This window comes from Pseudomonas entomophila, assembly GCF_018417595.1.
Taxonomy (GTDB): Bacteria; Pseudomonadota; Gammaproteobacteria; order Pseudomonadales; family Pseudomonadaceae; genus Aquipseudomonas; species Aquipseudomonas entomophila_C.
Genome location: NZ_CP070982.1, coordinates 1,652,530 through 1,675,174 on the forward strand (window position 1 = coordinate 1,652,530; position 22,645 = coordinate 1,675,174).

General features: G+C 63.7%; 23 protein-coding genes and 1 tRNA gene. 15 read left to right on the forward strand and 9 right to left on the reverse strand.

Annotated features, from left to right (window positions below; translation table 11 throughout):
- Positions 1–149 precede the first annotated feature (149 nt).
- From aroC to JYG34_RS07290, 3 genes are all read left to right on the forward strand, one after another.
- Positions 150–1,241: a chorismate synthase gene (gene aroC, locus JYG34_RS07280; protein ID WP_213660090.1), complete on the forward strand. Its 1,092-nt coding sequence runs from the start codon at positions 150–152 to the stop codon at positions 1,239–1,241.
- A gap of 103 nt (positions 1,242–1,344) precedes the next feature.
- Positions 1,345–2,499: an MFS transporter gene (locus JYG34_RS07285; RefSeq protein WP_213660091.1), complete on the forward strand. Its 1,155-nt coding sequence runs from the start codon at positions 1,345–1,347 to the stop codon at positions 2,497–2,499.
- On the forward strand, positions 2,499–3,035 hold the full coding sequence (locus JYG34_RS07290; RefSeq protein WP_213660092.1) for an oxidase: 537 nt from the start codon (positions 2,499–2,501) through the stop codon (positions 3,033–3,035). The genes JYG34_RS07285 and JYG34_RS07290 overlap by 1 nt, the downstream gene beginning before the upstream one ends.
- A gap of 4 nt (positions 3,036–3,039) precedes the next feature.
- Here the strand turns inward: JYG34_RS07290 and JYG34_RS07295 are convergent, their stop codons facing one another.
- On the reverse strand, positions 3,040–3,312 hold the full coding sequence (locus JYG34_RS07295; protein ID WP_213660093.1) for a DUF3509 domain-containing protein: 273 nt from the start codon (positions 3,310–3,312) through the stop codon (positions 3,040–3,042).
- A gap of 267 nt (positions 3,313–3,579) precedes the next feature.
- Between JYG34_RS07295 and JYG34_RS07300 the strand changes: the two genes are divergently transcribed.
- Positions 3,580–4,089 (forward strand): ankyrin repeat domain-containing protein, encoded by a 510-nt coding sequence (locus JYG34_RS07300; protein ID WP_213660094.1) that lies wholly within the window; start codon positions 3,580–3,582, stop codon positions 4,087–4,089.
- A gap of 59 nt (positions 4,090–4,148) precedes the next feature.
- A complete protein-coding gene (locus JYG34_RS07305) occupies positions 4,149–4,679 on the forward strand; it encodes a hypothetical protein (protein WP_213660095.1) in 531 nt (176 codons plus the stop codon).
- Positions 4,680–4,785: 106 nt separating this feature from the next.
- On the opposite strand, the gene JYG34_RS07310 is transcribed toward JYG34_RS07305, so the two are convergent.
- The gene (locus JYG34_RS07310) at positions 4,786–5,712 is read right to left on the reverse strand and encodes a ZIP family metal transporter (RefSeq protein WP_213660096.1); all 927 of its coding nucleotides are present in this window, start codon (positions 5,710–5,712) and stop codon (positions 4,786–4,788) included.
- 126 nt (positions 5,713–5,838) lie between these two features.
- Here JYG34_RS07310 and JYG34_RS07315 point away from each other — a divergent pair, with 126 nt between their 5' ends.
- The 4 genes from JYG34_RS07315 to JYG34_RS07330 all read left to right on the forward strand — a co-directional run bounded on the left by JYG34_RS07315 (position 5,839) and on the right by JYG34_RS07330 (position 9,171).
- Positions 5,839–6,030: a PLDc N-terminal domain-containing protein gene (locus JYG34_RS07315; RefSeq protein ID WP_011532816.1), complete on the forward strand. Its 192-nt coding sequence runs from the start codon at positions 5,839–5,841 to the stop codon at positions 6,028–6,030.
- Positions 6,031–6,198: 168 nt separating this feature from the next.
- Positions 6,199–8,277 (forward strand): LTA synthase family protein, encoded by a 2,079-nt coding sequence (locus JYG34_RS07320; protein WP_213660097.1) that lies wholly within the window; start codon positions 6,199–6,201, stop codon positions 8,275–8,277.
- 140 nt (positions 8,278–8,417) lie between these two features.
- Complete coding sequence (locus JYG34_RS07325; protein WP_213660098.1) at positions 8,418–8,654, forward strand: hypothetical protein; 237 nt, start codon at positions 8,418–8,420, stop codon at positions 8,652–8,654.
- Positions 8,655–8,838: 184 nt separating this feature from the next.
- Positions 8,839–9,171 (forward strand): ribonuclease E inhibitor RraB, encoded by a 333-nt coding sequence (locus JYG34_RS07330; RefSeq protein ID WP_213660099.1) that lies wholly within the window; start codon positions 8,839–8,841, stop codon positions 9,169–9,171.
- A gap of 58 nt (positions 9,172–9,229) precedes the next feature.
- On the opposite strand, the gene JYG34_RS07335 is transcribed toward JYG34_RS07330, so the two are convergent.
- Positions 9,230–10,036 (reverse strand): c-type cytochrome, encoded by an 807-nt coding sequence (locus JYG34_RS07335; RefSeq protein ID WP_213660100.1) that lies wholly within the window; start codon positions 10,034–10,036, stop codon positions 9,230–9,232.
- Between the two features lie 66 nt (positions 10,037–10,102).
- Positions 10,103–10,288 (reverse strand): hypothetical protein, encoded by a 186-nt coding sequence (locus JYG34_RS07340; RefSeq protein WP_213661260.1) that lies wholly within the window; start codon positions 10,286–10,288, stop codon positions 10,103–10,105.
- Between the two features lie 276 nt (positions 10,289–10,564).
- Between JYG34_RS07340 and JYG34_RS07345 the strand changes: the two genes are divergently transcribed.
- Positions 10,565–11,299 carry an amidotransferase gene (locus JYG34_RS07345; RefSeq protein ID WP_213660101.1) on the forward strand — a complete coding sequence of 245 codons (735 nt, stop codon included), beginning with the start codon at positions 10,565–10,567 and terminating at the stop codon, positions 11,297–11,299.
- Positions 11,300–11,365: 66 nt separating this feature from the next.
- Here the strand turns inward: JYG34_RS07345 and JYG34_RS07350 are convergent, their stop codons facing one another.
- The 3 genes from JYG34_RS07350 to JYG34_RS07360 all read right to left on the reverse strand — a co-directional run bounded on the left by JYG34_RS07350 (position 11,366) and on the right by JYG34_RS07360 (position 14,020).
- On the reverse strand, positions 11,366–12,337 hold the full coding sequence (locus JYG34_RS07350) for a magnesium and cobalt transport protein CorA (protein WP_213660102.1): 972 nt from the start codon (positions 12,335–12,337) through the stop codon (positions 11,366–11,368).
- An 87-nt stretch (positions 12,338–12,424) separates the two neighbouring features.
- Complete coding sequence (locus JYG34_RS07355; RefSeq protein ID WP_213660103.1) at positions 12,425–13,141, reverse strand: lysophospholipid acyltransferase family protein; 717 nt, start codon at positions 13,139–13,141, stop codon at positions 12,425–12,427.
- 189 nt (positions 13,142–13,330) lie between these two features.
- On the reverse strand, positions 13,331–14,020 hold the full coding sequence (locus JYG34_RS07360) for a crotonase/enoyl-CoA hydratase family protein (RefSeq protein ID WP_213660104.1): 690 nt from the start codon (positions 14,018–14,020) through the stop codon (positions 13,331–13,333).
- Positions 14,021–14,309: 289 nt separating this feature from the next.
- Between JYG34_RS07360 and JYG34_RS07365 the strand changes: the two genes are divergently transcribed.
- A tRNA-Ser gene (locus JYG34_RS07365) sits at positions 14,310–14,399 on the forward strand.
- A gap of 173 nt (positions 14,400–14,572) precedes the next feature.
- Here the strand turns inward: JYG34_RS07365 and JYG34_RS07370 are convergent.
- Together JYG34_RS07370 and JYG34_RS07375 are read right to left on the reverse strand one after the other, a co-directional pair.
- On the reverse strand, positions 14,573–16,702 hold the full coding sequence (locus tag JYG34_RS07370) for a TonB-dependent siderophore receptor (protein WP_213660105.1): 2,130 nt from the start codon (positions 16,700–16,702) through the stop codon (positions 14,573–14,575).
- Between the two features lie 172 nt (positions 16,703–16,874).
- Complete coding sequence (locus JYG34_RS07375) at positions 16,875–17,252, reverse strand: hypothetical protein (RefSeq protein WP_213660106.1); 378 nt, start codon at positions 17,250–17,252, stop codon at positions 16,875–16,877.
- Positions 17,253–17,695: 443 nt separating this feature from the next.
- Here JYG34_RS07375 and JYG34_RS07380 point away from each other — a divergent pair, with 443 nt between their 5' ends.
- From JYG34_RS07380 to JYG34_RS07395, 4 genes are read left to right on the forward strand one after another with little or no spacing between them, the layout of a single operon-like run.
- Entirely contained in the window at positions 17,696–19,153 is a 1,458-nt protein-coding gene (locus tag JYG34_RS07380) for a serralysin family metalloprotease (protein WP_213660107.1), read from the forward strand.
- Between the two features lie 53 nt (positions 19,154–19,206).
- Positions 19,207–19,584, forward strand: a complete 378-nt coding sequence (locus tag JYG34_RS07385; RefSeq protein WP_213660108.1) for an AprI/Inh family metalloprotease inhibitor — start codon at positions 19,207–19,209, stop codon at positions 19,582–19,584.
- A gap of 45 nt (positions 19,585–19,629) precedes the next feature.
- Positions 19,630–21,351: a type I secretion system permease/ATPase gene (locus JYG34_RS07390; RefSeq protein WP_213660109.1), complete on the forward strand. Its 1,722-nt coding sequence runs from the start codon at positions 19,630–19,632 to the stop codon at positions 21,349–21,351.
- Positions 21,348–22,640 (forward strand): HlyD family type I secretion periplasmic adaptor subunit, encoded by a 1,293-nt coding sequence (locus tag JYG34_RS07395; protein ID WP_213660110.1) that lies wholly within the window; start codon positions 21,348–21,350, stop codon positions 22,638–22,640. Before JYG34_RS07390 ends, JYG34_RS07395 begins: the two co-directional genes overlap by 4 nt.
- Positions 22,641–22,645 lie beyond the last annotated feature (5 nt).

The window sequence follows — 22,645 nt, forward strand, 5'->3', positions numbered from 1 at the left end:
GTTTCGACCTTGGGGTTTGCGGAAGGTTCGCTGCCCATTCACCGGCAAAGCCGGCTTCTGCATTGAGGTCAGCACGGGCCACCATTACCCTGGTGTTTTCCGTATACTGGCCGCTTTCGTTCACTTCAGGCTGATCTCGCGGAGCGTCCATGTCCGGCAATACCTACGGCAAGCTGTTCACTGTCACCACCGCTGGCGAAAGCCATGGGCCGGCGTTGGTCGCCATTGTCGATGGGTGCCCGCCGGGCCTCGAGATCTCGCTCGCCGACCTGCAGCACGACCTCGACCGGCGCAAGCCCGGTACCAGCCGGCACACGACTCAACGCCAGGAACCGGACGAGGTGGAGATCCTCTCCGGGGTGTTCGAGGGCCGCACCACCGGTTGCTCGATCGGCCTGCTGATCCGCAACACCGACCAGAAATCCAAGGACTACTCGGCGATCAAGGACCTGTTCCGCCCGGCCCATGCCGACTACACCTACCACCACAAGTACGGCCTGCGCGACTACCGTGGCGGTGGCCGCAGCTCGGCGCGCGAGACTGCCATGCGTGTGGCTGCCGGCGCTATCGCCAAGAAGTTTCTCGCCACCCAGGGCATTCGTGTGCGCGGCTACATGAGCCAGCTCGGCCCGATCGAGATCCCGTTCAAGACCTGGGACTCGGTGGAGCAGAACGCCTTCTTCAGCCCCGACCCGGACAAGGTGCCGGAGCTGGAGGCGTACATGGACCAGCTGCGCCGTGACCAGGATTCGGTGGGCGCGAAGATCACCGTGGTCGCCGAAGGCGTGATGCCGGGCCTGGGCGAGCCGATCTTCGACCGCCTCGACGCCGAGCTGGCCCACGCGCTGATGAGCATCAACGCGGTCAAGGGCGTGGAGATCGGCGCCGGTTTCGCCAGTGTCGCCCAGCGTGGTACCGAGCACCGTGACGAACTGACCCCCGAAGGCTTTCTCAGCAACAACGCCGGCGGCATTCTCGGCGGCATCTCCTCGGGCCAGCCGATCGTCGCCCATCTGGCGCTCAAGCCTACTTCGAGCATCACCACGCCCGGCCGCTCGATCGACATCGACGGCAATCCGGTCGAGGTGATCACCAAGGGCCGTCACGACCCTTGCGTCGGCATCCGCGCCACACCAATCGCCGAGGCGATGATGGCTATCGTGCTGATGGATCACCTGTTGCGTCATCGTGCACAGAATGCCCAAGTCAAGGTGAACACCCCGGTCCTGGGCCAGCTCTGAGCTTTTCGGCCCAATCGCGGGGCAAGCCCGCTCCCACGAGGCTCACATCGTGGGAGCGGGCTTGCCCCGCGATTGGGTCGGAACCTGTAGACCGGACGCTCTGATGCCCCCCATCCCCTACTGGCGCCTGTCCAGCTTCTACCTCTGCTACTTCGCCCTGCTCGGTGCCACCGCGCCGTTCCTGGCCCTCTATTTCGACCACTTGGGCTTCTCGCCGGCACGCATCGGCGAGCTGGTGGCCATCCCCATGCTGATGCGCTGCCTGGCCCCCAATCTCTGGGGCTGGCTGGGTGATCGCACGGGCCAGCGCCTGCTGATCGTGCGCCTTGGTGCGCTTTCCACGCTGGCGACCTTCTCGCTGATCTTCTTCGCCAAGAGCTACGCCTGGCTGGCGCTGGTCATGGCGCTGCACGCATTCTTCTGGCACGCGGTGCTGCCACAGTTCGAAGTCATCACCCTGGCCCACCTGCATGGCCAGACTTCACGCTACAGTCAGGTGCGCCTGTGGGGCTCGATCGGCTTCATCCTCACCGTGGTCGGGCTGGGCCGCCTGTTCGAATGGCTGAGCCTGGACATCTATCCGGTGGCGCTGGTGACCATCATGGCGGGCATCGTGGTCGCCAGCCTGTGGGTGCCCAATGCCCAGCCGGTGGAGCAGGCCGACCGGGGTAGGGCAGGGGGCTTCCTCAGGCAACTGGCGGCCCCCGGCGTGGTTGCCTTCTATATTTGCGTGGCGCTGATGCAGCTCAGCCACGGTCCTTACTACACCTTCCTCACCCTGCACCTGGAGCACCTGGGCTACAGCCGTGGCGCCATCGGCCTGCTGTGGGCGCTGGGGGTGGTGGCCGAAGTGCTGGTGTTCATGGTGATGAGCCGGATCTTCGCGCGGGTTTCGGTACGCCGGGTACTGCTGGCGAGCTTCCTGCTGGCCGCCGTGCGCTGGCTGTTGCTGGGCAACCTGGCCGAGATCCCGGCGGTGCTGGTGTTCGCCCAGGTCCTGCATGCCGCCACGTTCGGTTGTTTCCACGCCGCCAGCATCGCATTCGTCCAGGCCAGTTTCGGTGCGCGTCAGCAGGGCCAGGGGCAGGCGCTGTACGCTGCGCTGTCCGGCACCGGTGGTGCGTTGGGCGCCCTGTATTCAGGCTACAGCTGGAAACTGCTGGGCCCGCACTTCACCTTTGGTATGGCCAGCGTCGCGGCACTGGCCGCAGCCGTTATCATTGCCCTCCGTATGAAAGAAAGCAGGAACGACCCCTGATGAGCATCCTCAGTGTTTTCGACCCGTCCAGCCCGGAACTGCCGAACAAGGTGCTGACCCACCACGACGATATCGCCGCGACCCTGGCCGAACAGGGCGTGCGTTTCGGTCGCTGGCAATCGGGCGCGCGACTGCGCCCCGGCAGCAGCGAAGGTGAGGTCCTGGATGCCTGCCGCGAGCCCCTCGATCAATTGATGACGGCCCACGGCAGTGCCGCATTCGCCGTGCTCAGCCGCGAAGGTGTCGATCCGGCCCTGGACGACCTGCGCGATGAGCATGTGCATGATGCCGAGGAAGTGTTCGCGGTGATCAGCGGGCGGGCCCAGGTTACGTTGCGCCTGGGCGACTTCGTCCATGCTGTGTTGTGCGAGAAGGACGATGTACTGGTGATTCCAGCAAGGGCACGGCGCTGGTTGGACCTGGGCGATGCCCCGTTCTGCCTGGCGTTGCGCCTGTTCGACAGCACGCAGGGCATGCAGCCGCGGTTCACCGGTGATGCCGGTGCCCGGCAGTTCCCGGGGCTCGACGAGCGCTGAGCGATCAGCGATAGGTCGGCAGGGCGAAGCGCTGCTGGCTTTGCAGCCTCGAGATTACCGGCAGGTCGCAGGCCTGTTCGGCCAGGTCGCGGCGGATGGCGCTGATGGCCCAGGACAGCTGTTCGGCGCTGTGCAATTGTGCGTACGACAGCACGCGGCGGGTCACCACGCCGTCGGCGGCGCGCAAGGTCAGCAAGATGCCGCCGTCTGGCCGTGACTGGGTGGCGACCTGGTAGGCAGAGAACACCGACGTGAATTTTTCCTGAATGAGGTCCATGGCAACTCCTGACTGTTGTACTGGCAGACGTGAGTTGGGATTTGCAGTGAGCGTGCCAGTCTTTCGGTTTTTATAAAATCCTTATAAAACAATAAGTTATGTGTATTATTGACATCGAGCTATTTGCATTTTGCAAGGTCGTGCATTTTGCACAGTGCAATTTGCACGGTAATAGGTTTGTTCTCTCTGCCCCATAGAATCTGACGTTTTGACCCTGGAGGGTGCCTGGCCAACACTTGGCCCCACGAAATTGCCAGGAGGTTCCCGATGTCCGACCAACAGTCCGCCGAAGCGACCGCCGCCTTCGCCGAAGAAGTCTTCGAGTGCGCCCGTCGCGGTGATGCGCCCATGCTTGAGCGCCTGCTCGCCAGTGGCCTTCCGGCCAACTTGCGCAATCACAAGGGGGATACCTTGCTGATGCTGGCCAGTTATCACGGTCATGAAGAGGCGGTTCGGGTGTTGCTGGCCCATGGCGCCGACCCGCTGATCGCCAATCGCAACGGTCAGTTGCCCATTGCCGGCGCAGCGTTCAAGGGCGACCTGGCGATGATCCGCCTGCTGCTGGCGCAGGGCGTGCCGGTGGATGCCGCCGCCGCTGACGGCCGAACCGCGCTGATGCTGGCGGCCATGTTCAATCGCCTGGAGATCCTCGATCACCTGCTGGCCCAGGGTGCCGATCCGGCGCACCGCGATGCCGCAGGCATCACGGCGCTGATTGCGGCGCGGAGCATGGGCGCGATGGATACCGCAGCGCGTCTCGAGGCGCTGCTTGGCTAACCCCCCGGGGGCATTTGCGGCTATCCTTGGCGCCTTTACGCCAATCCGCAGGGCCCCCAATGAAAGACCAGTTGCTCGAATTCATCAGCCTCATCGGCGCCGGCTGCATGCCCGATGACGTCATCGAGCGCATCGCCGACGAGGCCGCCCAGGCCTATGCCGACCCCGCCGCCTTCCTCGCCGCCAACCCGGACATCAACTACGACGACACCTTCCCGATTCCGCTGGGCGAATGGGTGGTGCTCGGCAGCCTGCCCGATACCGTGGTGTTCCAGGCCGACACTTACCAGGACCTGTTCCAGCAGATCAGCGACTCGTTCGACAAGAGCGTGCCGTTCACCCTCAAGCCCAAACAGTTGGCGCGCACCGAGCCGCTGACCGCGCTCAATCGCATCCAGGTGCAGATGGGCGCGCTGAACAAGGAAGCCGGCGGCTATGTGCTGTTGAACTTCAGCCAGTTGCTCGATGACGAGTTGCAGATGGTGATGGTGGGGCAGAACGACCTGGCGCGGGTGCTGGAGCTGGGCGCGGCGGTGGGGATCAAGGTGGAGCCGGCGCTGGAAGCGCTGCGTGTTGCAGTGCACGTGTAGGAGTGGCTTCAGCCGCGATGCGGGCATCGCGGTGCCTGTGCCTGGCACCCGCCTCGCGGGTGATCGCGGCTGAAGCCGCTCCTGCAGAGGTCGTGCCAGGGCCGTCCTACCCTAACGCGGTATCAAGGAACATCATCACCGCGAACCCGCCCATCAAGCCCAGGGTCGCCGCCGTCTGGTGGCCGTTGCGGTGGGTTTCCGGGATCACTTCGTGGGACACCACGAAGATCATCGCCCCCGCCGCCAGCCCCATGCTGATCGGGTAGGCCAGGGCGAAGCCGGTGGAAATCCCCAGGCCGATGACCGCCCCCAAGGGCTCCATCAACCCGGAACCGATTGCCACCAGCGCCGCCTTGAAGTTCGACAGCCCCGTGGCGCGCAAGGCCAGGGCCACGGCCAGCCCTTCGGGGATGTCCTGGATGGCGATGGCGCTGGTCAACGGCAGGCCGATGTTCAGGTCGCCGTTGGCGAAGCTCACGCCGATGGCCATGCCTTCAGGCAGGTTGTGCAGGGTGATGGCCAGCACGAACAGCCAGACCCGGCTGATCCGTTCGGCTTCCGGCCCGCAGGGCCCGGTGCTTTCATGCTCGTGCGGGGTGAAACGGTCGAGCCCGAGCATCAGCAGCACGCCCAGCCCCATCCCCAGCACTACGGTAAAGGCCGCGGCCGGGCCGTTGCCGGTGATTTCCCGGGCGGCATCCAGGCCAGGCAGAATCAGCGAGAACGAGCTGGCCGCGAGCATCATCCCGGCGGCGAAACCCAGCATCACATCCTGGCTGCGTGCGCTGACATCGCGCAGGACCACCGCCAGTACCGCGCCGAGGGCGGTGGCGCCGAAGCCAGACAGGCCTCCGAGCAATGCCAGGTGAAGGTTGTCGGCGTGGTCGCCGTTGATGGCATTCCAGACGCTCGCCGTCAGCAAGGCGAGTATGGCGAGCAGGCTCAGCAGCAGGCCGGCGCTGAGCCAGGGGGTGTCGCTCGCCTGTTGCCGCCAGGCGCCGATCATCGAGAGTTGGGTATTGGCTGGGGGCATGTGGACCTCGGGACGGTGGATGATGGCAGTCTATCCAGTGACCGGCGTGGTCGGCCAAGGATTCCCTTCTATCGGCGCCATAGCCAGCTATGCTCTGCAACACTGTCATCTAGTGGGGGCGGCGCCATGGGTTCGACCTTCAATGGCCTGGTTGGCCTGATCATCCTGGCCCTGGACATCTGGGCGATTCTCAATGTCATCAAGAGCAGCGCCGAAGTGGGGATCAAGGTGCTGTGGATCCTGTTGATCGTGTTGCTGCCAGTGGTAGGGCTGATCATCTGGGCGATCGCCGGGCCGCGGGGCAACATTCGGATATAGATGCGCTGACGGCCATGGCCGGTGCTTCGACAAAATTTTCACACTCGATTTTTGAGAATTCGCGCCGCACAATGCGGCCTTGGTCCGTGGCCACGGTAATGGTCGGACCGCCTGGCTGTCGGCGATTGTCGCCTTCCCGCAAACCGCAATCCTAGGACCTCTCCATTCATGGCTAACACGGACGCCTTGAAGCAACAGGGCGTGCGAGGCTCGTTCTCGCCAACCCTGAAATCCCACCTGGCCTACACGCTGCTCAGCGGCCTGGTGATCATGCTGATGCTCAGCCTGGTGCGCCTGGCGCTGCTGGTCTACAACAGCGACATGATCGGCGACACCCCTTACTCGACCGTCGCCGAAGGCTTCTTCAACGGCCTGCGTTTCGACCTGCGGGTGGTGGTGTACATCAGCATCCCGCTGCTGCTGGCCTTGCTCAGCCCCTGGCTGATGGCCCGGCGTGGGCTGTTGCGCTTCTGGCTGACCATCGCCGCGAGCGTGGTGATGTTCCTCGGCCTGATGGAGATGGACTTCTACCGCGAGTTCCACCAGCGCCTCAACGGCCTGGTGTTCCAGTACATCCAGGAAGACCCCAAGACCGTCATGAGCATGCTCTGGTACGGCTTCCCGGTGGTCCGCTACCTGCTGGCGTGGCTGTTCGGTACTTGGCTGCTGAGCTTGCTGTTCAAGGGCATCGACCGCCTGACCCGTGGCGCGGGTGATTCCGTCCAGGCCTCTGGCCGTCGCTCGGTCGCACCGTGGTACGGCCGCCTGGCCGTGTTCATGGTGATCCTCCTGGTGGCAGTGATCGCCGCCCGCGGCACCCTGCGCCAGGGCCCGCCGATGCGTTGGGGCGATGCCTTCACCACGGACTCGAACTTCGTCAACCAGCTGGGCCTGAACGGCACGCTGACGCTGATCGACGCCGCCAAGAGCCGCTATGGCGAGGACCGCGCCAATATCTGGAAGCCGGTGCTCAAGCAGGATGAGGCCACCCAGAGCGTGCGCGAGCAGTTGCTGACCGCCCACGACACCTTGGTCGACGCGGACGAAGCCGCGATCCGCCGCGATTTCGTGCCGCCGCAGGACCGCACGCTGCCGATCAAGAACGTCGTGGTGATCCTCATGGAGAGCTTCGCCGGCCACTCGGTGGGCGCCCTGGGCAGCCCGAACAACATCACCCCGTATTTCGACAAGCTGGCCAAGGAGGGTCTGTTGTTCGACCGCTTCTTCTCCAACGGCACCCACACGCATCAGGGCATGTTCGCCACCATGGCCTGCTTCCCCAACCTGCCGGGCTTCGAGTACCTGATGCAGACCCCGGAGGGGGGCCACAAGCTGTCCGGCCTGCCGGCCCTGCTCAGCGCCCGCGACTATGACGATGTGTATGTCTACAACGGCGACTTCGCCTGGGACAACCAGTCCGGGTTCTTCGGCAACCAGGGCATGACCACCTTCATCGGCCGCAACGACTTCGTCAACCCGGTGTTCTCCGACCCGACCTGGGGCGTGTCCGACCAGGACATGTTCGACCGCGGCAACGAAGAACTGGCCAAGCATGACGGCAAGAAGCCGATCTACGCCCTGCTGCAGACGCTGTCCAACCACACGCCGTATGCGCTGCCGAGCAACCTGCCGGTCGAGAAGGTCACCGGCCAGGGGCGTCTGGACGAGCACCTGACCGCCATGCGCTACTCCGACTGGGCTCTGGGCCAGTTCTTCGAGAAGGCGCGCAAGGAGCCTTACTTCAAGGAAACCCTGTTCGTCATCGTCGGTGACCATGGTTTCGGCAACCACCAGCAGGTCACCGAGCTGGACCTGGGCCGCTTCAACGTGCCGCTGCTGCTGATCGCCCCGGGCATCCAGGAGAAGTTCGGCGCGGTGAACCACACTGTCGGTACCCAGGTCGACATCGTGCCGACCATCATGGGCCGCCTGGGTGGCCAGACCCGTCACCAGTGCTGGGGCCGCGACCTGCTCAACCTGCCTGAGGGCGACGAGGGCGTGGGCATGATCAAGCCGTCGGGCAGCGAGCAGATCGTCGGCCTGGTGCAGGGTGACCGTATCCTGATCGAGTCCAAGGACATGTCCCCGCGCATGTACCGTTACCAGTTGGGCCGCGAGTTCAAGGCCGAGCTGATCGAAAGCCCTGAGCAGCCGCAGATGCTCAAGCGTCTCGAGGCGTACATCCAGACCGCGACCAAGAGCCTGCTGGACAACACCGCCGGTGTGGTGCACGGCACGCCGAAGTAAGTGATACGCTCCAGGGAAGCCCGCCGTCATCGGCGGGCTTTTTTTTGCGTTGCCGGTCTGAACCCCTGAACGACGAGCCTGTATGGCGGTCAGCTATTACGGGTATCACTGAACATTGCGCGTTTAGCGAGGACCAATCGATGAAAGAGTGGGAAGTCATCTTTGCCGACCAGAAAGGCGAGCCGACGTCGCTGCTGCTCAATGCCGAGCAGTGCCCCAGCGAGGAAGACGCCGCGCGCGCGATACGTTCGCATCTGTTCCCGGTCATGGACGAGCTGGACCTCAACGACTTCCAGGGCCGTACCCATTCACCCACGGCGCGTTGGCTCAAGGAGCAGAACGGCGTCGTCATCACCGCCATCCGTGAAGTCCCCTGAAAGCAGGCTTCTGGCGTGGTGCCTGCACAGGCACTACGCTGGAGTGAGGCACCGGCCTAATCTGCGGGCCTGTGTCGGTTCGATTCGCGTCTTGCATCAGCTCTAATTGCCAGGCATGGCACCGTTGCCAGGCAGGTGCGTCGTGCACTGAAAGTCTATCCATTGCTTTGCCGGAGGACGTTTCATGAGCAGCCAGAACGAAGACATCAGCAGCAGTGTCCTGCGCCAGATGAAAGCTGGCGGTTTCGATTTCACCCGCATCCACCCCATCGAATTCTATGCCGTTTTCCCAGACGAGGCGGGCGCACGACGCGCGGCCGGAGCGTTTCGCGGCGAGTCCATCAATGCCCAGGTTCGCGAGCGTGACGATGGCGCCTGGCATCTGGAACTGAGCAAGGTCATGTATGCCACTCACGGAGGCATCGGCGCCTTCGAACAATCCTTCGAACGTGCCATTTCGCCGTTCGGTGGCGAGGTCGAAGGCTGGGGTGTCAAGCAGGAGCGGCCGATCGCCTGACGTGCTTGCATACGTACCTGTAGGAGCCGCCGGCTTTGCCGGCGAACAGGGCCGCGCACTAGTTGGCGGTCTTGCGCCCAGCCATATGCTTCAGATAAGCCAGTACCGCGTCGAGCTCCTGCTCGCTGAGCACCTGGGTCGAGAAGCCCGGCATCTTCGCCTGTGGCCAGCGCCGAAGGCTCTGGGGGTCACGAATGTACTGGCGCAGGAATGCCGGCTGGAAGTACTCGGTGGGATTGTGCGGCAGATTCAGGTCTGGCCCCAGTTGCGCGTCGCCCGCGCCATTGAAGCGATGACAGGCCAGGCAGTTCTGCTGGAACAAGGCAAAACCCTGGCGCGCGGGGTCGTCCAGGGGCAGGGCCGGATCGGGCAGCAAGGCGGGAAAACGTGCCTCGACCGCTGCCAGGCGGCGAATCGTGCTGATCTGGAACGGCCACTGCTCCGGGCGTATGCCGCTGGCCTGAGGTTGGGTCCAGACCAGATAGAAAGGCCCCGCGCTCGGTTTCCCCGTGCCGATCGAAGGCCAGGGGTGGGCAGGATCCTCGATGGCCAGCCACGCCTGCGCCGGGCCTGGTTGCAGCAATGTGGCGGCCGGCATCTCGGCGGCGAATCCGTCCAGCGCGATGGCCTGGAGGTGATCACCCGGTTCTACCCCTTCAAGCAGCGCGGCCAGCGGCACGGCGCGGTAATGCAGGGTGCGCTTGTAGGTGACGTCCTGCTCGATGGTGATATCCCGGGCCTGGGGGTGGCCGAGCAACTGTTCGCTTTGCCAGTGGCGGCTGGCGCTTCCCAGTTCCAGGGTCAGCTGCGCCGCCCATGAAGGCAGGGCAAGCAGCAGGCAGATCAGGGTGAGGCACGCGCGCATGGGCAATCTCCAACCATCAAGGTCGGCAGGTTACCTGCGCATTGCCATTAATGGCCACAGCGCTGTTCAACCGAACAGCCGGGTGAGGTTCGGCAAGATCAGCAGCAGTGTGGTGGCGAAGAGAATGAGCCCTGCTTGGCGTACTTTCGATTGTCTGAACATGGCGGACCGCCTTCTTGTTGTTATTCCTGAATAACCCTTGGCTTCCCTGTCGCGCGTCGGGTCGATCGCAGTGGCGCGATGAAGCGCCATGCCTGCTTGCCTCTTGTGTCTGGGTATACAACCAACAGTAGGGCCCGCGTCATCCCTGTTTCAGAACCCTTTGTTCTAACTGGTTCATCGATGATTTCAACTGGTTGTAAGGCCACTGGCCACACCGCTGCCACGCTGGGGCTAGACGAGTGCGCGGGCAGGGTTACCAAGGGTTACAGGGCCTACCGTTCGTCTGGACATCCTACTTGCTTGTACGAGCCTTTCGCGTCAGTCTTTACAGCAATTCCCACACACATGTCGTTCAGGACTATTCCTATGTCGTTACGCATCTGCATCCTTGAAACCGATGTCCTGCGACCGGAGCTGGTTGCGCAGTACCAGGGCTACGGAAGGATGTTCGAGCAGCTGTTCTCGCGTCAGCCGGTCGCCGCCGAGTTCGATGTGTACAACGTGATGAACGGCGACTACCCCGCGGATGACGCAGTCTTCGACGCTTACCTGGTGACCGGAAGCAAGGCTGACTCGTTCGGCAGCGACCCGTGGATCCAGACGCTCAAGGTCTACCTGCTCAAGTTGTATGAGCGTGGCGAGAAACTGCTGGGCGTGTGTTTTGGCCACCAATTGCTGGCGCTGACCCTCGGCGGCAAGGCCGAGCGCGCCGACAAGGGCTGGGGAGTGGGGATCCATCGCTACAGCCTGGCGGCCCATGCGCCGTGGATGGACCCGGAAGTGACCGAGCTGAAGCTGCTGATCAGCCATCAGGACCAGGTCACCGAAGTGCCCGAGGGCGCCACGGTGATTGCCTCCAGTGACTTCTGCCCGAACGCCGCCTACCACATCCGTGACCAGGTGCTGTGCTTCCAGGGGCATCCAGAGTTCGTCCACGACTATTCGCGCGCGTTGCTCGATGCGCGTCAGGACTTCCTGGGCGAGGAGGTTTACCAGAAAGCCGTGGCCAGCCTGGCGAGCGAGCACCAGGGCGATCTCGTGGGTGAATGGATGCTGCGCTTCATTCAGCAGCCGGCCAAGGCGGGCGATAGCACAGTGTGATGGTCGGGCCGGCGGTGTGTTCTGGCCTGGCTGTGCCGGGCATCGCCAGCGCTGCTGGCGAATGGGCTAAAGCCAACCAGATCGCTTGAAGCTGTAGTACAACCCTGAACACCCAAGCCCAATTACCCCAAGCACGGCAAAGTAACCGTAATGCCAGCCCAGCTCCGGCATGTTCTGGAAGTTCATCCCGTAGATCCCGGCAATCGCCGTGGGGAACGCCAGGATCGCCGCCCAGGCGGCGAACTTGCGTTGAGTGATGCTCTGGCGTGACGACTCCAGCAGCATGCCGATCTCGATGGTCTGGCTGGCGATATCGCGGATGCCGGCCAGGTCTTCCATCTGCCGTGTGACGTGGATCTGCACGTCGCGAAAATACGGGCGCATGTTCTTGTCGATGAACGGGAAGCTCAGGCGCTGCAGCTCCTCGCTGACCTCCACCATCGGCGCCACGTAGCGGCGCAGGCGCAGGATATCCCGGCGCAGGCTGTGCAGACGCTGGACGTCCTCTTCCTTCAACGAGTTGCTGAGCACGCTCTGCTCCAGCTCCTCGATCTCGCCATGGATCGCCTCGCTGACCGGTTGGTAGTTTTCGGTGACAAAGTCGAGCAGGGCGTAGAGCACGAAGTCTTCGCCGTGTTCCAGCAGCAGCGGGCGCGCCTCGCAGCGTTGGCGCACCAGGGCGTAGGACTTCGAGTGGCCGTTGCGGCAGGTAATGATGTAACCGTTGCCGGCGAAGATGTGGGTTTCGATGAATTCGAGCTTCCCTTCGTGGCGCACCGGCGAGTAGGTGACGATGAACAGCGCGTCGCCGAAGGTCTCGAGCTTGGGCCGGCTGTGTTTTTCCAGGGCATCCTCGATGGCCAGTTCGTGCAGGCCGAACTGGCGTTGCAGGTTGGCCAGTTCCTCGGCGTTGGGCTCTTCCAGGCCGATCCAGACGAAGTGCCCGGGCTTGCGGGCCCACTCGGCGCCTTCGTCGAGGCTGATGTTGGTGACCTTCCTGCCGGCGCTGTACACCGCCGACGCGACGACTCGACCCATGGTTGTCCGCTTATTCGGTTGAACACCGTGACAGCTTGGGCTGTAAGGCGGCCCGGGGCAACCTGTGGGGCGTGAAGAATTGCGTACCTACACGGAGAGTTCGTGTTCCATGTGGTCGATGCAGTGCTGCATCTGGGTGCGGCATTGTTCGATCAGTGCGGGGATGTCCTGCGAGGTGAGGCCAGCAGTGGCGATGGGGGCCAACGAGCGGATGATCACCGTGCGTTGGCGCCAGCTGTTCAGGCCCAGGCGCTTTGTGTAGCGGCTGACGCACACCGGCACGATCGGCACGCCGGCTTCGATGGCCATGTGGAACGCGCCTTTCTTGAACGCCAGCAATTGCTCACCAGGGTTGCGCGTGCCTTCCGGGAAGATCCAGATCGAGGTGTCGTCGCGCAAGGTGCGCGTGGTCGCCTGCAGGGCTTTGCGCGCCTGGTAGGCGTTCTTGCGATCGACCAGTACATTGCCACCGAGCCAGAACAACTGGCCGAACAGCGGGATCCAGCCCAGGCTCTTCTTGCCGATGGCGACGGTACGCCGAGGCACTACCTGACCCAGGATGAACAGGTCGTAGTTGGATTGATGGTTGGCGATGATCACGCAACCGGGCGGCTGGTCCCACAACGGGCCGACTTCGGCCTTTACCCGGATGCGCATGAACCAGGCGGCCGGCACGCTATAAAGGCGGGCGAACACGCGGCTGTTATCCGGGTTGAAGGGGCGTAGCAGGCCGATCAGCAGGCCCAGCACGCCAACCAGCAGGAAATGCAGCGCCAGCAGGAGCATGCGCAAGATATAAAGCATGGAACGACTCACACCAGACAGTCGCGGCGCAGTGTACGGGTGTGCACTGTCCGGGGCAAATACTCGGTGAGTGTCTGGCGGGTCTTTGTAGGAGCGGCTTCAGCCGCGATGCGGTCATCGCGGTGCCTGGCACCCGCGGCGCGGGTGATCGCGGCTGAAGCCGCTCCTACAGAGGGGGAGGCTCGGCGATCAGCCCATGTGGTTCTGGTCTTGCAGGATTGCCTCGTCCAGCGCTTCCAGCAGTGCCTTGCGCACCTTCAGCTTGGTGTTCTTGTGCGCCAGCATGTTCAGCTTCTTCAGTTCACGGGCAACTGCCAGGGCGGTTTCATGCAGTTGTTCCGCTGGCACCACCTTGTCGAGGAAGCCGGCTTCGCGCGCGCCCTGCGGGTCGAAGATCTCGGCATTGTTCACCGCCCGCTGGAAGGCGGCGCGGCTGAGGCGGTCGCGGGCCAGTTCGATACCGGCGTGGTGCATGGTCATGCCGATCTGCACTTCGTTCAGGCAAATCTTGTAGGGGCCTTCGACACCGATGCGGTAATCGCCCGACAGCAGCAGGAAGGCGCCTTTGGCCACGGCATTGCCCGGGCTTGCGACAATCACCGGGAAAGGGTGCGACAGCAGGCGGCGGGCCAGGGTGGAGCCAGCAGTCACCAGGCCGACGGCTTCTTTGGGGCCAGCGGTCATCACCTTGAGGTCGTAGCCGCCGGAGAGTATGCCCGGCTGGCCGGTGATGATCACAATGGCGCGTTCTTCCACGGCGCGGTCGAGGGCGGCATTGAAGGCGACGATGAGGTCCGGCGAGATGGCGTTGACCTTGCCGTTGTTCAGGGTCAGGGTGGCGATGCCGTCTTCGGCGTGGTAGGTAATCAGCTCGCTCATGGCAGAGTCCTTTGGATGGCGTGGCGACGACGTTACCCAGCGGCGCCGGCCAGGTAAAGCGCCAAGGCTGACCGGCCAGTCAGCGCCAGGCCGGCATCCCTTGGTTCGTCGGGGCGGGGCTTTGGCGACGGGGAAAAGCGCTGGGCACAATGGCAGCATTGCCTTGATAAGCCAGGGTTTTCGGGGAATTGTCTTAAGCGCATGAAAATTCTGAAAAAAATGCTTGCCAAAGAAAAGCTCTTCTACTAAATTAGCGCGCCTCGACAGGCTGAATGGCTTGAAGAGAAACGGTGAAGTGTCCGAGTGGTCGAAGGAGCACGCCTGGAAAGTGTGTATACGAGAAATCGTATCAAGGGTTCAAATCCCTTCTTCACCGCCACATTCTACGAGAAGCCCCCGAATCGAAAGGTTCGGGGGCTTTTTGTTTTCTGCCCCTTTCGTCGGCAAGCCGGCTCCTCCAGGTTCGGCGCCGCTCTTGAGGCCGGCGCCGTACTTGTAGGAGCCGGCTTTGCCGGCGAAAGGGCCGGTGCAGTCAGCACATCACAATTTCTGTCAGAAACTGACGGAAGCCGACATCCGTGCGGTACGCGGCGCGCCCGGGAACAAGTAGTTGTCGCCGAGGTAATCGCCTACGTCGCGCCAGTAGCGCTTGTCGAAGACGTTGTCCACGGTCAGCCGCAACACGGTGTCGTAACCGCCGATGCGGGTACGGTAGCGGCTGCCGATGTCAAACACGGTGTAGCCGCCAACTTCGGCATTGCCCGCCTGGCTGGCGTACTTGCTGGCGCTGTAGCGCGCGCCACCCAGCAGGGCCAGGCCGGGCACGGGCAGGGCGTAGTCGGCGTGCAGGGCGGCGCGCAGGCGGGGGACATTGATCGCCTGATGGCCTTCGTAGGCGTCGGTACCGCTGTTCTGCACGCGAGCGCGGATCGCCGCGGCACTGGCCTGGATCTGCAAGTTCGAGGTCACCTGGCCACTGGCGCCCAGTTCCAGGCCGGTGTTCTTCTGTTGGCCCTGTTGCACATAGGTGAAACTGGCACCCTCGGGCCGGGCGTACTGGTAAGCCTGACGGATCTGGAACAGGGCGGCGCTGAAGCTCATGCCCTGCCAGTCACGCTTGATACCAACCTCCATCTGACGCGACAGGGTGGGCGCGAGGATTTCGGCGGCATTGCTGGCGAACCAGGGCGCTGTTCCTCCAGCGGACAGTCCCTTGGAATAGCTGGCGTACAGCGTAGTGTCCGGTTGTGGTTTGTAGATCAGCGCCGCATTGGGCAGCAGTTGATACTGCTGGGTGTGTCGACCGGCAACGCCGTTCTCGTTCCAGGTCTTCTCGTCCAGGCGCACTTCCCGGGCGCCTATCACGGTTTGCCAGTGTTCGCTGAGGGTGATCCGGTCGCTGAGGAATAGGCCATATTGGCGGCTGTCCAGGCGGCGCTCGCTGGAGCCGATGGATTTGTCGGAGGGTTCCAGGGCGGGGGCGCCGGTGTAGATGTTGCCGGTACCCAGCCATTCGTTGTAGTACGGCCGCTGATCGAGCGTACGGCGTTGGGCGCTGGCACCCACCGTCAATTCGTGGCCCACGCCCAGCGCATCGAAACGTCCATCGAGCATGGCCTGTGCTTCGTCGATGCGACGAGTGTCGTCGGGGCTGCGGAAGTCGTAGATGTCATAGTCGCCTGTGCTGCCAAAGAACGCGCCTTCGCTCGAGCCCCAGGCAAACGCACTGTAGTCATCGATCACCACCTTGCTGCGCGAAGCGCTGAGGGTGCCGTTCCAGGTGTCGTTGAACCGGTACTTGAAGCGACCACCCAGATTCAGCGAATCGTTCTGCACCGGCTTCGCCCATGACTGCCAGGCCAGGTGGTCCCTGGGGTCGACGCCATGGGGCACCTGGGTGCCGCCGAGCAACTGGTAGCCTGGTACCGAATACTGCTCGCGGTGCTGGTACTCGGCGTCCAGTTCCAGCACCGCATCCGGGTTGATCTGCCAGTCGAAGGCCAGCGAGGCGAAGTCGCGCTTGCCGTCGGCGTGGTCGACGTACGAACGGATATCTTCATGGGCCAGGTTGGCGCGCAGGCCGAACTGGCGCTCGGCGCCGAACCAGCCGCCGAGGTCGGTGGCCAGGTAGCGCTCGCCCTGCTCGTTGCTCGAGACGCTGACGCTGCGTACGTCCTCCGGGCGCTTGGTCACGTAGTTGACCAGGCCGCCGGGCTCCGACACGCCGCTCTGCAGCCCGGAGAGCCCCTTGAGCAGTTCGACCTGCTGCTTGTTCTCCAGGGCCACATTCTGTTCGCCGGCGATGGTCTGGCCGTTGATCCGGTAGCTGCTGGCAGCGTTGAGCTCGAAGCCGCGCACGTTGAAGTTCTCGTAGTAGCCGACCGGAGCGTAGCTTTCGCCCACCGAGGCGTCGCTTTGCAGCACTTCGCTCAACTTGCGCACCTGGCGGTCGTCGAGCAGTTGGCGGTTGAACACGTTGACCGAGGCGGGGGTGTCCAGCAACGGGGCGTTGTGCAGGCCGCCGACCTGGGCCTCGCGTGCCTGGTAGCCCTCGCTCCCGTAAACCTCCGAGACGCGCACGGGGGCCAGGGTCACGCTGTCGGCGGCAAGGCCCTGGCCACTGTGCAGGGCAAGGCCGAGGCTGAGCAGGCCGAGGGGCAGGCGGGGGCGAAGCGGGGTCATGCAAGGCTCCTTGGAAGGCGGACGCGCCGTTATCGGTCGGCGGCTGTCGGGCAGGCAAAAGGGCGCCATGGTAGCAGGCTGCCAAGCACGGGTTTCGAAGTTTCAGGGGGAAGGCCGTATGCCTGAGACGAATTCTGTAGGAGCGGTCAGAACGAGCGAAGCGGTTGCCGATTCAGGCCGCAGCCGGCCGCTGATGCTTGCGCCAGTTGTCGTCGATCTTCGACCAGGTCTTGCCATCGGTGATGGCCATCAGCTTGCGCCCATCCTTGAACGTGGCGACGAAGGTGACTTCGTCTTCCTTGCCGCCGAGCAGAAGCCCAGCCAGCAGGCCGACCGGGCCGGCCACCAGTGCCCCGGCCACGCCCCAACCCAGGGCGCTGCCCAGGTTGCGGGTCGATTCGAGGTTGGCCAACCTCAGGTCCTTGATGCGGGTGAGTGAAATGCGCTCGCCCGGCGAGGGGCTGCGTGGGGTCTTGAGTGTAAGCGCTCCATTGCGATACTCGCCTTCACCTTGCAAGAAATCGCCGGATTGCACCGTGAGTCTTGTCATTGTGTCGTCCTGTCAGGGAGGGGCTGTGACCAACACCTACTGAGCGCCAGGGGCGTTGACAAGTCAACGGCCAGGCGACGGAGGGTCGTGCGGCGGGTTGTCACGTAGTCAAGCGCCTAGAACGAAGCAGCGATTGAAATGTTCAAGCGAAAGTCGCGTTTTCGAAAGTAAACTTCGATTCGCTGACCAATTAGTCATCTATTCATTAATGGAACTAATGGTTGTATCAGCGGGGGCCGGTAGAGCGCAGCTTGAGGAAAAAAGTACGGATCAGTGATCGTGTTCGAAAACGAAAAAATGAAGCCAAAAAAGGCTGGACAGGTAGTTTCAACATGTGTCAGTTTTTTTGCGCCGCATAAAGGCGAGTGACAGGACGCTCTCGCCAAGTTGGGAAACTCCTGTCTGACATCAACTGCTTTTTTGTAAACAAGGAAGTAATCTGCATGTCGAAAGTCAAAGAAAGCGCTATTGTTTCGGCCGTTTCCGCACTGCAACCGAAGGGTCCGAGCTCTTCCTTCGGCCAGATTGATAGTTTTGCCCACCAGTACGATCGCGGCGGCGCGAAAATCAATGGCAAGAAGTCCTTCACGGCCGACCAGGCCGCCGATCACATCCTGCGTGATGGCGCCTCCTGGAAGGACCTGAACAAGGATGGCACGATCAGCTTCTCGTACACCTTCCTGACCAAGGCTCCGGCCGACTTCTACACGCGCAAGCTGGGCACTTTCAGCCAGTTCAGCGACCTGCAGAAAGAGCAGGCCAAGCTCTCCATGCAGTCCTGGGCGGACGTGGCCAAGGTCACCTTCACCGAGGCCGCATCGGGCGGTGACGGCCACATGACCTTCGGCAACTTCAGCGCCAGCAACGGTGGCGCGGCGTTCGCCTACCTGCCGTTCGACACCCCGGGCTCGCACAAGGGTGAATCCTGGTACCTGATCAACAACAGCTACCAGGTCAACACCACCCCGGGTACCGGCAACTACGGGCGTCAAACCCTGACCCACGAAATCGGCCACGTGCTCGGCCTGTCCCACCCCGGCGACTACAACGCCGGCCAGGGCAACCCGACCTACGCCGACGCCGATTACGCCCAGGACACCCGTGGCTACAGCGTCATGAGCTACTGGAGCGAAAGCAACAACGGGCAGAACTTCGTCAAGGGCGGCGGGCAGTACTACGCCTCGGCCCCGCTGATGGATGACATCCTGGCGATCCAGAAGCTCTACGGCGCCAACTATGCCACCCGTGCCGGCGACACCACCTACGGCTTCAACTCCACCGCTGATCGCGACTTCTACTCGGCCACCTCGGCCTCGTCGAAGCTGGTCTTCTCGGTGTGGGACGGTGGCGGCAACGACACCTTCGACTTCTCCGGGTTCACCCAGAACCAGAAGATCAACCTCAATGAAGCGTCGTTCTCCGATGTTGGCGGCATGGTTGGTAACGTGTCCATCGCCAAGGGCGTGACCATCGAAAACGCCTTCGGCGGTTCGGGCAACGACCTGCTGATCGGCAACGCGCTGGCCAACGTGCTCAAGGGTGGTGCCGGCAACGACATCATCTACGGTGGTGGCGGTGCCGACCAACTGTGGGGCGGCACTGGCGCGGACACCTTCGTGTTTGGCGCTATCAGCGATTCCACCAAGGCCGCGCCGGACCGGATCATGGACTTCACCTCGGGTCAGGACAAGATCGACCTGTCGGCGATTTCCGCGTTCGCCGTTAACAAGCTGCCGCTGCAGTTCGTCAACGCTTTCACCGGCCATGCCGGCGAAGCCGTGCTGAGCTACGACCAGGGTACCAACCTGGGCAGCCTGTCCATCGACTTCACCGGGAACAGCTCGGCTGACTTCCTGGTGACCACCGTTGGCCAGGCCGCGGTCACCGACATCGTGGTCTGATGTACGTGGGGGTGGCGCGCAAGCGTCACCCCTTCTGCCGACGAGGTAGAAGGATGCGAACGTTGCAACGAATCATCGCGCTGGCCGCGATTCCATTGATGTTGATGACCGAGGTAGGTATGGCGAGCAGCCTGCTACTCCCCAACGCCGCGCAACTGGCCGGGCGTTGGCAGCTTTATCCCGAACAACAAAAGGCACAGGCCTGCGACCTGCGCCTGGCCGCCAGCGAAGGCAAGCTGGACGGCGACCTGGAATGCGCCGAGCGCCTGCTGGGCCTGCGCCCCGGCAGCTGGCTGGTGACCCCCGACACCCTGGCCCTGGTGGGCGGTGACGGCAGCACCGTGGTGCACTTCAGCCGCAAAGGCGCCCAGCGTTACGGCTGGACCACGCCAAGCGGTACCCAACTGGTGCTCGAGCGCCTGGACAACTAAACCCGGCCCGGCACTTTCAAACGGCCGGGTTAAAAAGGGCGAAACATGAAACTACCGAGCAGGAAGCCCGGGGCGCCCTTGTGGGCAGCGCTCGGCGAACATAAGTCGACGTTGATCAGCGTTGGCTGTTTCACGGCCTTGATCAATATCCTGATGCTGGTGCCGTCCATTTATATGCTTCAAGTGTACGACCGTGTACTGAGTTCGCAGAGCACCACAACTTTGTGGGTACTCACTTTGATGGTCGTCGGTTTCTTTGTATATATCGGCGCACTCGAAGCCGTGCGCAGTTTCATTGTTATCCGGGTGGGCAACCAGCTGGAAAAAAGTTTCAACCTGAATGTCTACCGCGCCGCCTTCGAGCGCAACTTGCGCCATCGCGATGGCGCGGCCGGGCAGGCTTTGGGCGATCTCACGCAACTGCGCCAGTTCGTCACCGGCCCTGCGTTGTTCGCTTTCTTTGATGCCCCGTGGTTCCCCATCTACCTGGCCGTTATCTTCGCCTTCAACGTCTGGCTGGGGGTCATGGCCACGGTCGGCGCGCTGCTGCTGATCGCCCTGGCCGTGCTCAACGAACGTCTCACCCACAAGACCCTGGTCGAAGCCAGTGGCATCCAGCAGCAATCGACGCTGTTGGCCGGCAGCCAGTTGCAGAGCGCCGAGAGCATCCAGGCCATGGGCATGCTCGCGGCCTTGCGTCGGCGTTGGTTCGACTTGCATGGACGCTTCCTCGACCTGCAGAACAAGGCCAGCGACACCTCGGCGGTGATCACCGCCACCAGCAAGGGCCTGCGCCTGTGCCTGCAATCGCTGGTGCTGGGCCTGGGCGCGCTGCTGGTGATCGAGGGGCAGATGACCCCGGGCATGATGATCGCCGGTTCCATCCTGATGGGCCGGGTGCTTGCCCCGATCGACCAGTTGATCGCCGTATGGAAGCAGTGGAGCGGCGCGCAACTGGCCTACCAGCGCCTGGACAGCCTGCTGCGCGACCACCCGGAGCACCCGGCGCCGATGCCACTGCCGGCGCCGACCGGGCAGTTGACCGTGGAGCAGATGAGCGCCGCGCCCCCCGGGCGCACCCAGGCCACGTTGCAGCAAGTGCATTTCCAGCTTGAACCCGGTGAGTTGCTGGGCGTGCTCGGTGCCTCGGGTTCCGGCAAGTCGACCCTGGCCAAGGTCCTGGTGGGCGTCTGGCCCACCTTGGGTGGGCATGTGCGCCTGGATGGCGCCGAGCTCGATCAATGGGACCGCGAGGCCCTGGGCCCGCACATCGGCTACTTGCCGCAGAACATCGAACTGCTGCGCGGCAGCATCGCCGAGAACATCGCCCGCTTTGGCGAGCTGGACGGCCACAAGGTAGTCGAGGCAGCGCGCCTGGCGGGGGTGCATGAGTTGATCCTGCGCCTGCCCAAGGGCTACGACACGCGCCTGGGCGAAGACGGCGGCGACCTCTCTGGTGGCCAGAAGCAGCGCATTGCCCTGGCCCGGGCGTTGTACGGCAACCCATGCCTGATCGTGCTCGACGAGCCCAACTCCAACCTCGACAGCCCCGGCGAGGCGGCCCTGGCCAACGCCATCCTCCAGCTCAAGGCCCTGGGCCGCACCGTGGTGCTGGTGACCCACCGCAGTTCGGCGCTGGGCCAGGCCGACAAGCTGCTGGTGATGAACGAAGGGCGCATGCAGGGCTTCGGCCCGGCGCGCGACATTCTCCACGCGCTCGGCCAGGCGCCGGCGCAACGACCGCTGCAGGCCGGAGGTGGCGCATGAGCCGGCATGAACGTGACGCACGCTTCCATGTGCGCCTGGGCTGGGTGCTGACTCTGGTCGGCTTTGGTGGCTTCATGGTCTGGGCCAGCCTGGCCCCGCTCGACCAGGGGGTGCCGGTGCAGGGCACCGTGGTGGTCTCGGGCAAGCGCAAGGCGGTGCAGTCCATGGCCGGTGGCGTGGTCAGCCGGATCCTGGTGAGCGAGGGGCAGCAGGTGCGCCAGGGCGAGCCGTTGTTCCGCCTGGACCGTACTCAGGTGCAGGCCGATGTCGACGCGTTGCAGGCCCAGTACCGCATGACCCGCGCCAGCCTGGCGCGCTGGCAGAGCGAGCGCGACAACCTCGGCCAGGTGCAGTTTCCCGTCGACCTGGTCGAGGATGCCGACGCCAAGCTCGGCCTGATCCTGGAAGGCCAGCGCCAGCTGTTCGACAGCCGCCGCCAGGCCCAGGCCCGCGAGCAGGGCGCCTTGTCTGCCAGCATCGATGGCTCCCAGGCCCAGCTGGCCGGCATGCGCCGTGCCCGCAGCGACCTGCAGGCCCAGGCCGACTCGTTGCGCGAGCAGTTGGACAACCTGCGCCCGCTGGCCGGTGACGGTTACATTCCGCGCAATCGTGTGCTGGAGTACCAGCGCCAGCTGTCCCAGGTGCAGCGCGACCTGGCACAGAACGCTGGCGAGAGCGCGCGGCTGGAGCAGGTGATCGTCGAGTCGCGGTTGAACCTTGCACAGCGTCGTGAGGAGTACCAGAAAGAGGTGCGCACGCAACTGGCCGAGGCCCAGGTCAAGGCTGCCACCCTGGAGCAACAGCTCAACTCGGCGCGCTTCGAGTTGCAGCACAGCGAAATCCAGGCGCCGGCCGACGGCATCGCGGTCAACCTTGGCGTGCACACCGAAGGCGCCGTCGTGCGCCCTGGCGACACGTTGCTCGAGATCGTGCCCCAAGGTACCGCGCTGGAAGTGGAAGGGCGCCTGCCGGTCAACCTGGTGGACAAGGTCGCGCCGCAGCTGCCGGTGGATATCCTGTTCACCGCCTTCAACCAGAACCGCACGCCGCGGGTCACGGGGGAGGTGGCGCTGGTGTCGGCCGACCAGTTGATCGACGAGCGCAGCGGCCAGCCGTACTACGTGTTGCGCAGCACTGTCAGCGAAGAAGCGTTGGCGCGCCTGCAAGGGCTGGCGATCCGTCCGGGCATGCCGGCTGAGCTGTTCGTGCGCACCGGCGAGCGTTCGCTGCTCAACTACCTGTTCAAACCCCTGCTCGACCGCGCAGGCACTGCTTTGACCGAACAATAAGGACC